9 protein-coding genes are annotated in these 9,598 nt (G+C 62.7%); 2 read left to right on the top strand and 7 right to left on the bottom strand.

What is annotated here, in order from left to right:
• A partial coding sequence (locus D7D26_RS08315) for a transposase (protein ID WP_147413033.1) occupies positions 1-270 on the top strand: 270 nt, incomplete at its 5' end.
• A gap of 540 nt (positions 271-810) precedes the next feature.
• On the opposite strand, the gene D7D26_RS08305 is transcribed toward D7D26_RS08315, so the two are convergent.
• The 5 genes from D7D26_RS08305 to D7D26_RS08285 are packed head-to-tail and all read right to left on the bottom strand — an operon-like array spanning position 811 to position 6,873.
• Positions 811-3,678, bottom strand: coding sequence for a UPF0182 family membrane protein (locus D7D26_RS08305; RefSeq protein ID WP_120372737.1), 2,868 nt, complete (start codon positions 3,676-3,678; stop codon positions 811-813).
• A gap of 52 nt (positions 3,679-3,730) precedes the next feature.
• Positions 3,731-4,513 (bottom strand): hypothetical protein, encoded by a 783-nt coding sequence (locus D7D26_RS08300; protein WP_120372736.1) that lies wholly within the window; start codon positions 4,511-4,513, stop codon positions 3,731-3,733.
• 30 nt (positions 4,514-4,543) lie between these two features.
• Positions 4,544-5,623 (bottom strand): transaldolase, encoded by a 1,080-nt coding sequence (gene tal / locus D7D26_RS08295; protein ID WP_120372735.1) that lies wholly within the window; start codon positions 5,621-5,623, stop codon positions 4,544-4,546.
• A 32-nt stretch (positions 5,624-5,655) separates the two neighbouring features.
• Complete coding sequence (locus D7D26_RS08290) at positions 5,656-6,372, bottom strand: sulfite exporter TauE/SafE family protein (RefSeq protein ID WP_120372734.1); 717 nt, start codon at positions 6,370-6,372, stop codon at positions 5,656-5,658.
• A 9-nt stretch (positions 6,373-6,381) separates the two neighbouring features.
• Entirely contained in the window at positions 6,382-6,873 is a 492-nt protein-coding gene (locus D7D26_RS08285; protein WP_120372733.1) for a hypothetical protein, read from the bottom strand.
• Positions 6,874-7,200: 327 nt separating this feature from the next.
• Between D7D26_RS08285 and D7D26_RS08280 the strand changes: the two genes are divergently transcribed.
• Positions 7,201-7,842 (top strand): HAD family hydrolase, encoded by a 642-nt coding sequence (locus D7D26_RS08280; protein WP_009164596.1) that lies wholly within the window; start codon positions 7,201-7,203, stop codon positions 7,840-7,842.
• Positions 7,843-7,894: 52 nt separating this feature from the next.
• On the opposite strand, the gene D7D26_RS08275 is transcribed toward D7D26_RS08280, so the two are convergent.
• Positions 7,895-9,025, bottom strand: coding sequence for an MmcQ/YjbR family DNA-binding protein (locus D7D26_RS08275; RefSeq protein ID WP_120372732.1), 1,131 nt, complete (start codon positions 9,023-9,025; stop codon positions 7,895-7,897).
• A gap of 13 nt (positions 9,026-9,038) precedes the next feature.
• Positions 9,039-9,584, bottom strand: coding sequence for a GNAT family N-acetyltransferase (locus D7D26_RS08270; protein WP_158606313.1), 546 nt, complete (start codon positions 9,582-9,584; stop codon positions 9,039-9,041).
• Positions 9,585-9,598 lie beyond the last annotated feature (14 nt).

Genomic DNA, 9,598 nt, shown 5'->3' with positions numbered 1-9,598 from the left:
GGGAGCAACGTCATCGGCGATAAGGCTTACGGTTCGCAAGCCATCAGAGAGTACATTACTTCTCGGGAGGGAAGTTACACTATCCCGCCGAAGAGCGATAATCCCGAACCGTGGTTTATAGATGAGCATGTTTACAAGGAACGACACTTGGTTGAATGTTTCTTTCAGAAAATCAAATGGTTCCGTAGAATTTTCACCCGCTATGACAAACTTGACGCTTCGTTTTTCGCTTTTGTTCTTGTTGCTGCCAGTGTTATTTTATTGAAATAATACAAGCTGAAATGTTTTTTTAAACAAGCCCTAGATCTTGTTAAAATGCTGTATTATTTAAAGATCTAGAAGTATTTAAACTTATCTACAGGAGGGGAATAAGAGGATATGAACTGACCGACAACGAATGGGATTGGATCAAAGATATCTTGTTACCAGCCCCAAACAGGTCAACACGGACGTCCAAGCAAAACACGATCCACGGCAGGGTGATGATATGAATCGCTGGAAACGGGGCGCAGTGGAGAGAGTTTCCTGAAAGCGATGGCACATGGCAGGCAGTTTATGCGCACTTCAGGTTACAGAAATAACTTTAGATGTACGAGCCAAATGTAACACGAGAAGAGAATAAGCTGAGTCTTATAGTTTCTAATAAAACGATATTTACAACAACAATATTATAAGAATAGCCATAATATACAATTATTGATATGCTCCCTCCATAATTGACAGTGATTTATCCCACTGCCCCTCATGGGGGGAGCATATCAGTGCGAACCGGAACGGGCCGAGGCTTTGCGTTTTATCTACAATACAGCGCTACTGGATCCCTTGGGGGAACATCGCGTTCAGGCTTTTTTCCAGGTCGCCCATAGCCTGACCGTAGGCGTTCCAGTCGGCGCTTTTCAGGGCCTGCTGGGAGCGGTCCCAGGCGTTTTTCGCCTGACGCCCCAGGGCCTGGATTTCGCTGTCTCCGGCAGCGGGGAGCGCGGGCTGGGAGCCCGATTGCGGAGTCTGACCGGACGGGAGCGAGAGTGAGGCGTCCTGCTCGCCGGGCCGATAGTTGAGCAGTTTTTCCAGCGCGCCTTCGAACGTCTCGTCCCAGACGACGTGCCCGCCGCTGGAGAGGATGACTCGCTTGAGCTCGGGCAGGTCGCTCTGGCTGGCCTTGAGGTACAGCGGGCGCACGTAGAGCAGCGAGTTGTTGACGGGCACCACAAGCAGATGGCCGAGGATCACGTCGCTGCCGCGCTGCGACCACAGCGAGAGCTGGGCGCTGATCTCCGGCGTCTGGTTGATGAGGGCGCTGATCTGGTTGGGGCCGTAGATCAACGTCTGCTTGGGGAAGCGGTAGAGCACGAGCTTGCCGTAATTGGCGCCGTCGCAGCGGCCGGCCATCCAGGAGATCATGTTGTCGCGCCCCACGGGCGTGTACGGAGTCATCATCAGGAACTCGGGCTTGCTCTCGCCGATCAGCTTGTTCATCACGTAGTACGACGACAGCGTGCCCTCGTTTGCCTCGCCCTGCAGCGTGTTCCACACGTCTTCCTTGTTGTAGAAGGTGTTCGGGTCGGCCATGTGGTAGGTGCGGTAGATGTTGGCCTGCACGGAGAAGAGGTCGCGCGGATAGCGCAGGTGGGCGCGCAGCTCGGAACTCATCTCGCCGCCGGGCGTGAAGAGGCTGGGGAAGATGCGCCGCCAGCAGGCGATGATGGGATCCTGTTCGTCGATGACGTAAAACTTCATGTGGCCGTCGTAGGCGTCGACGGTGCACTTGACGCTGTTGCGGATGTAGTTGATGCCGCCGGTGAGCCGTCCGCGGCGGTAACGGTGGCCGACCGGCTCCGAGTAGGGATAGAGGCTCGACGTGGTGTACGCGTCGACGATCCAGACGATGCGGCCGCCGATCACGGCGATGTAGGGGTCGGAATCGTAGGTCAGAAACGGCGCGGCGCGGTTGAGGCGGGCGCGGACGTTGCGCTCGTAGATGACGCGGCTCTCGGGCGTGAACACGTCGGAGAAGAGGATCTTCGAGTCGCCGAACGCCAGCGTGTAGACGAGCCGCCGCCACAGCGAGCCGATGGGCACGCCGCCGTCGCCCTCGTAGGTGCTGCGCGCGTTGGATTCGCCCATGGGATAGTCGAATTCTTTCACCGACGTTTTGACGAAGGCGTAACTCATCGGGTTTTCGCCGAAATAGATCTGCGGCTGGCTGATGGGCAGATCCACAGCGCTGACCGGCGGCAGGTCCTTGATCCAGAGGTTGGGCTGCCCGTTCTGTCCCACTTCGCGCGCGCCGTTCATGACGATGCCGTAGCCGTGCGTGAACTCGAGATGCTGGTTGACCCAGGTGCGGTTCTGCATGCCGCTCAGGTCCAGTTCGCGCGGCGCCAGCATCACCTGGCGCATCTTGCCGCCGATGGTGTAGCGGTCGATGTCGATGGCCGAGAAATCGTAATAGCTGCGGATCTCCTGGAGCTGCTTGTAGCTGCGCAGCAACGCGCGGTAGTCCCACAGGCGCATGTTCTCCAGCGTCTCCGGATCGGCCGCCGCGTCTTCGACGGTCAGCCCCGCGTCGGGCGTGATCTCGCTGGTCTCGATCTTGTCCATGCCGTAGGCGTGGAGCGTGGCCTCGATGTTGTTGCTGATGTATTCCTTTTCCTTCTCGAACTCGTTGGGCACCACGATATAACGTTGCACCAGCTCGGGATAGAGCCCGCGCAGCGCCACGTTGCAGACGACGAAGATGCCGACGACGATGCCGATGAATTTCCAGCTGCGGTTGCTCCTGATCGCGAACAGCAGCAGCCCCGCCGCGGCGAAAGCCAGCGCGGCCAGCGCCGACAGCGCCAGCAGCGTGGCGTGGATGTCGGTATAGCCGGGGCCGAAAACGACGCCGTTGGGGTTATAGAGCAGCAGATAGCGCTGCAGCACATACGACAGCCCCCAGAGCGCGGTCAGCACGGCGCCGAGCGTCAGCGCATGGGCGCGCACGGGGCGGGGGATCTCGACGCTGCCGAGGCGCGCGCCGCTGAAAAGGCGGAAGGCGTACAGCGCGCCGCAGACGACCAACACGTTGAACAGCAGATCCATGAGCCAGTTCTGCAAAAAATTCCAGAACGGCAGCGAGAACACGTAGAATCCCACGTCGTTGCCGAAAATGGCGTCTTTCACGCCGAAGGCGCCGCCGTGCGCGAACTGAAGGATCATCTGCCACTGCCCCATGGAGTCGGAACCGGCGCTGACGGCCATGAAAAGCCCGACGGCCAGCGGCAGCCAGCGGCTCCATTTGTGGTTCAGGATCAGCGAAAGCACGTCGTTCGCGCCGGGGATGCCGCGGGCGATGCGCAGCGCTGCGCGCAGATTGGGATAGACGATCACGAAGGCGACGGCCGAAAAGACGCCCAGCAGCGCCCACTGCGGCAGCAGCCGCGTCCAGAAGACCGACGTGATGCGCTCGGCCTCGTACCAGTAATAATCGGCGAGGAACGAGGCGATCATCGGCAGCCCGACGGCGACGGCCAGCAGCAGCGCCAGCAAAAACAGCGTGCGCCTGCTGAAGGGCAGCGATACTTTGGGGAAAGAGGGGCGCTGTTCGCGGCGTTCCGAACCTCCGTTGCCGAAGGGGAACCCGCCGAAAGGAAAACCGCCGAAGGGGCCGTTTCCGTCCTGATTGTTCCAGTTCATGGGTTTAGACCTCCCTGCTCTATGTTTTTCAGCGGCGCGCGGCCGCGCCGTTTCAAGAAGCCCGCTTTTCCGCCGCGTTCTTTTCGGGCTGCGAAGCGGCGTAGTCCCACCGCAGGCCGCCGGGCAGCGGCTTGGGGAGGATGCGGCTGTGCACCGAGCATTGACCGTCGCGGAACTCGACCTTGCTCAGGTACAGCGGCAGATTGTACTTTTTCATGTCGATGAAGGGCTGGATCTTTTGCAGCGCCCGCTCGACCGTCCCCGCCGAAACTTCCTGATTGTTGACCTTGAGGCGGATGTCGTCGAGCCACAGCGCCGTGCCGCGGGGAACGATGCGGCAGGAAAGGTCGAGCCGGATCTTGAGGCGCATCAGGCGCAGGTCGGCGCGGTAATAGGCCGTGGCGTTGATGCGGCCGGCGCTCATCTTCACCCGGACGTTCTGCCACTCTTTTTCGTGGCCGAAAACGTGGCGGCGCAGAAAGTCGTTAACGTCGTCCTCGGTGAAGGTCGCCTCGGCGTGGCAGGCCAGCATGGAATCCACGCGCGGATGCTCCATGCCCGCCCACTGCGCCGGCGGCGTCACCTGGGCGTCGAAGCAGTCCATTCTCAGCGAACGGATGCGCATGCCGCGCACGTCGGCGTTGACGCATTCCAAATAGCCCCAGGGGATGTAACCGTTTTCGCGCGGCGCCGAGCTGAGCTGGAAATAGGCTTTTTCCGGCGCCAGGTTGCGCAGGAACACGCCGAACAGTTCCTGGCCGCGGTCGGGCGCGCCCCAGGCGGCCGAAGCGCCGAGAAGAAACAGCAGGACGAGGCATGATTTCAGATATTTCAAAGGAGCGGCTCCTTTCGGGGAAGTCGTGGCTTAGGCCAGCGCCGCGCGCTTGGCGGCGATGATGCCCATCATGTCGCGGAAGGACTGAGCGAACGAAGCCAGCCCGTCGGCCAGCAGCTTTTCAGTGACGGCGGCCAGATCGACGCCGAGCGCCGGCAGCGCCGCCAGCTCGTCGGCAAAGCCGGGAGTGCGCACGGTGGCACCGGGCGTCCCCTGCTTCATGAACGCTTCGAGGGCCGCCGGCGGCAGCGTGTTCACCGTGTCCCTGCCGATCAGGGAATCGGCGTAGAGCGTGGGCGAATAGACTTTGTTCTTCACGCCCGTGCTGGCCCAGAGCGGGCGCTGCACGCGCGCGCCCTGGGCGGCCAGCGCCTGCCAGCGCGGCGACGAGAACAGTTCCGCGAACTTGGCGTAAACGGCGCGGGCGTTGGCCACGGCGATGCGCCCGGCCAGTTCCGGAGCTTTTTCCGCCAGCACGGGATCGAGCGCCGTGTCGATGCGGCTGACGAAGACCGAGGCGACCGAAGCTTGCCCCAGCGGCAGCCCTTGAGCGGCGCGGCGCTCCAGCGCGCGGATATACGCTTCGGCGACGGCTGTGTACTGTTCCAGCGAGAAGATCAGCGTGGCGTTGACGTTCGCCCCCGCGGCGATCACGTCTTCCAACGCGGCGGCGCCCGCGGGCGTGGCAGGGATCTTGATCATGGCGTTGGGGCGGTCCAGAGCCTTCCACAGGCGCAGCGCTTCGGACACCGTGGTGTCGCGGTCGTCGGCGATGAGCGGGTTGACCTCGAGGCTGACGAAGCCGTCGCCGCCGCGCGATTCGTCCCACAGCGGGCGGAAGAGCGCGCAGGCTTCGCGCACCTCGCTCAGCGTCAGTGCGTCGTAGATCTCCGCGTCGCTTTTGCCGGCGGCGATCAGCGCTTTGACGTCGGCGTCGTAATCGGCGGAACCGGCCAGCGCCTTCTGGAAGATGGCGGGATTGGTGGTGACGCCGCGCACGCCGGCTTCCAACAGCTTCTTCAGCTCGCCGCCGCGGATCGCCCCGCGGCTGATGGAATCGTACCAGACGCTCTGTCCGAGCGCGTACGTTTGGTGCAGTATATCGTTCATGAAGAACGCTCCTTTTTGAAAAATTGGCGCCGTCACAGCAGCAGCGACAGGCCCGAGACGACGATCATCGTCATCACGAAAACGCGAAAGAGCTTTTCCGACACGCGCTGTGCCAGTTTCAGCCCGGTCAACGCGCCGGCCAGCACGGCCGGCACGAGCAGCAGCGCCTCTTCCAGCAGCGAGGGGGCGAGCAGCCGCTGTTGCGCCAGCCCGATCAGCGTGAACAGATTCAACATCAGGAAGAACGCCGAGATCGAGGCGCGGAACACGTCTTTCCTGACGCTGCCGGCAGTGAGGAAGATCGCGATCGGCGGCCCCGAGACCGCCAGAGCGCCGTTCAGCACGCCGCAGGCAAAGCCGACGCCCAGCTGCAGCGGCCGTTTTTCCACGGGACATTTCCAGCCCAGCCACAGCAACGCGCCCGCCAGCGCGATGAAAAGCCCCGCCGTCGTCTTGAACGGCCCTTCCGGTACCGTTTTCAGCGCCCAGATTCCCGGCATCACGCCCAGCGCCGCGCCCGCCAGGATCGGCAGGATCAGCTGCAGGCGGATGCTGCGCCGCAGGTTCCAGAGGAAAAAAGAGTTCATGAACGTCGCCGCGATCAGCGACAGCGGCGTCACCGCTGCCGGCGGCAGAAAGCGCAGCAGTACCGGCACGCTGATCATGCCCATGCCGAATCCGGCCACGCCCTGCACGGCGCCGCCGAAAAAGACGATGCCCGCTGCCGCGAGAAGATGCGCCCCATCCATTGCGGTTGCTCAGCCCTGCAGGGGCTCCGACGCGGCGCCCTCGGAACGGAACAGCGTCAGATTGGCCAGCGTGTCGTCAAAGCTGTCGAACGGTCCCTTGCGCACGTCGACCGAGCCCATCATCGGGCCGCTGAGCCCCCAACGTTCGCCCGTGTCGCCGCGCCATTTCACCCACCACCAGCCGCCGCCTTCGAGCTTGTAGGCCGCGTAGCCGTCGCGCCAGCGCACCAAATCTTCGGTGACGCTGTCGGGATCGACGACGCCGAAATTGAAATCCTGCTGTTCCGGCACGTTTTCGGCAGTTTCCCGCTTTTCAGCCTTGCCGTCTCGTGCCAGCGCCGCCGCGAGACGGGCGAGGATGCGGGCGCCCTCGGCGCGCGAAACGCCCGAATCGAATTTCACGGTCACGCCGCCGTGCCCCGTGCGGAAGATCATCACGCAGTCGTTTTCGTAAGGCAGGTCTTCTCCGGCCGCCAGGTCTCTGGTCACATCGTAGATCATGAAGATCGCTCCCCCTGTCGCAAGGCAAACACAATGCAACGGTCTCATTATATCCTGTCGCGCCGCTTTTGGCACTGATGCTCGCAGGCAATTGAAAGACCTTGTTGAAAGTCGTTCCCGGGGGGCGTTCGGCGCCGCTTAAACCATGCGCCGTTCGATCCCGTCCGCCGCGGAAAATGTTCCGCGTAGAACATCCGATCCGAAAATCGTCGGCCGAATGGCCGGCTGCAAGGGGATTCGTTCCGCACACCGAGCGGCGCGATTGGTTTTGCGCCGGGAATGTGGTAGGATATGAGTTCAACATCGGGCAGGCAAAGGAGTTTTTTCATGACCATCAGAGCGGTGCTCTTCGATTTCGACATGACCCTGATCGACACCAGCGGCGCGCTGCTGGCGAACGTCAACAAGATCGCCGATCATTTCGGCCGTCCCCGCTGCACGCGCGAGCGTCTGCTGGAGGTGATCGGCTACAATTCGCGCGATTTCTGGCGGGTGCTGCTCGGCGACGAGCGCCCCGAATACGGCGAATATTACGTCGAAGAATGCGCGCCTTACGAAGCGGCGATGATGACGCCCGCGGCGGGCGCCGTCGAATGCGTCGCGGAACTGCGCGCATTGGGCGTCAAAGTGGGCTGCGCTTCCAACCGCATCGCGCCGCTCCGCGTCATCCGCGTCAAGCATCTCGAACACCTGATGGACTGCGTGGTCGGCGCCGACGCGGTGGCGCGCCCCAAACCCGCGCCCGACGTGCTGCTCAGGGGAGCCGAGTTGCTGGGCTGCGCCCCCGCAGAGGCCCTTTACGTGGGCGACACGCCCATCGACGTGGAGGCCGCCCGTCGCGCCGGCATGCGCAGCGTCGCCGTGCTCGCCAGCAATTCCGCCGAGACGCTGAACCGGGCCGGAGCTTGGCGGATCGTCGCCGATCTTCGCGGATTCGTCCCGCTGCTCAAAGGCGAAGGACTGCTTTAAAAGACGAAAATCGCCGGAAACGGATCTCCCAAGGAGCCGTTTCCGGCGATTTTCATTTGGCTCGGCGCGTCTTCGGCGGCCGTTTCGGCTTTTTCCCCGCGGCGGACGGCGCTTCAGGATCCTCCGCTTCGAGGCGGTCGATCTCGCGCCGCAGCGCTTCGGGCATGCGGCGGGCGCTGCGCACGGCGCGGACGCCGAATTTTTTCATCAGCGCCATCGGCAGCAGTTCGCGGCCGTAGCGGCGCAGCATGGCCAGGCGCATGACCCTGCTCATGCGCACGGCACCGTCGTCGTAGTCGTAAGGGATGTCGGTCTCGAGGGCGCGGCACTTGCAGTAGATGGCCGACACGGGAGAACCGATGTACAGGTAGACGAGGTCGCCCGGGCGCACGCGGGCGGTCTGCTTCCACGTGTGCACGGGATTTTCGGCGAAGCCCTTTTCCACGTCGTAATATCTGTAGTTGGCGGGCACGAGCCAGGCCCCGTCGCTGAGCGCGGCGGAACTTTTGCCCGAACCGCGGGCCGCGAAAGCGTGGCTGGCCTCGATCAGTTCCATGACGCGCCCGTCGCCGAGCGAATCGTCGAGCGCGACGGTGACCCAGTATTTTTTGTTCATGTGGTAGCAGCGGAAAACGCCCCGTTCTTTCAGGAGCGCGGGCACGTCCGCGGCGTCGGCCTTGACGTTGAGCACGTCGACTTCGCCGTCTTTCCCGGGTTCGAGCTTGTCGCGGCCGATGCGCATGATCACGCCGTACCATTTGCGCGTGCGCGGCTCGCGGAACACGGCGGACGAATCGCTCTGCCACGGGAACTCGGGCGGATCGCCAAAGCGCTCGCGGATCAGCGCGGCGACTCGGTTTGACTGGTCGGCGACGAAATCGTGCGCGGTGAAACACTGCTGCGCCAGCTCGCGCAAAACGTCCGCGTAGGCCTGCCGCACCGAGGCCACGAAAGCTCCCGACTGGCTGGGGATGTGCACGGCCAGGTATTCGTCGCCGGTGTCGAGGTCGTAGACGCGCCCGCGCACCTCGCCTTTGGCGTCGACGCGGATGTCGGCGCGGAACTGCCCGTCCATGAAGACGCGCGAACAACGCCACTCCCGCCCGTCTTTCTTCAGGCCGGCGGCCTCGAAGCGGGAAAAGTCGGGCCGCCGCCGCTGGAAGATCTCGCTCTCGAGTGTCATTCCAGCGCCTCCGTTAAAGCTCGAGAGCCATCAGATACAAAGACTGGTACCCGCCGCCACGCAAACGGAAAGCTTTCTCGCGCACGCCATACGTAACGAAGCCGAAGCGCTGGTACATCGCGACGGCTCGCTCGTTACCCGTTACTACGTCCAGTTCCAGTTGTTCGAACTGGGCCGCGCGGGCACACTCGAGCAGTGATTCCATGAGCAGGGAGCCGATTCCCCACCCCCAAGAGGCGCGAAGCACGCACAATCCCGCGCTGGCGCGATGACGGCATTTTTCGCAGGGAACGGGCGGAGCAAAACCGGCGCTGGCAGTCAGCACGCCGTCGACTTCGGCTATCAGCAGCAATTCCGTGGGACTGACCTCCGACGCTTCGATAGAACGCCGCTGCGCTTCGACGTCGACGGCGATCTCGTCGGAGTAGCGCAACATGAAGTCTGTTTCCACCGCGGCGCACCGGCGCTGCTCCAGCAACGCGGCGGCATCTTCGGCGGCCGCGCTGCGCAGAACGCAGAGGCTTCCGTTTCTCAGCGTTGTTTTACGAAAATATTTCATCTTTTTACCTTTCT

Source organism: Pyramidobacter sp. CG50-2, from assembly GCF_003612005.1.
In the GTDB taxonomy this organism is placed as follows: Bacteria; Synergistota; Synergistia; order Synergistales; family Dethiosulfovibrionaceae; genus Pyramidobacter.
The sequence above is the reverse complement of the archived record's forward strand: the minus strand, read 5'-3'. Positions and strand labels throughout refer to the sequence as shown.

Bases quoted from the DNA above. Each gene is read 5' to 3' on its own strand.
- D7D26_RS08290 (WP_120372734.1), bottom strand. From the start codon at position 6,372: ATGGATGGGGCGCATCTTCTCGCGGCAGCGGGCATCGTCTTTTTCGGC.
- tal (WP_120372735.1), bottom strand. From the start codon at position 5,623: ATGAACGATATACTGCACCAAACGTACGCGCTCGGACAGAGCGTCTGG.
- D7D26_RS08285 (WP_120372733.1), bottom strand. From the start codon at position 6,873: ATGATCTACGATGTGACCAGAGACCTGGCGGCCGGAGAAGACCTGCCT.
- D7D26_RS08270 (WP_158606313.1), bottom strand. From the start codon at position 9,584: ATGAAATATTTTCGTAAAACAACGCTGAGAAACGGAAGCCTCTGCGTT.
- D7D26_RS08275 (WP_120372732.1), bottom strand. From the start codon at position 9,025: ATGACACTCGAGAGCGAGATCTTCCAGCGGCGGCGGCCCGACTTTTCC.
- D7D26_RS08280 (WP_009164596.1), top strand. From the start codon at position 7,201: ATGACCATCAGAGCGGTGCTCTTCGATTTCGACATGACCCTGATCGAC.
- D7D26_RS08305 (WP_120372737.1), bottom strand. From the start codon at position 3,678: ATGAACTGGAACAATCAGGACGGAAACGGCCCCTTCGGCGGTTTTCCT.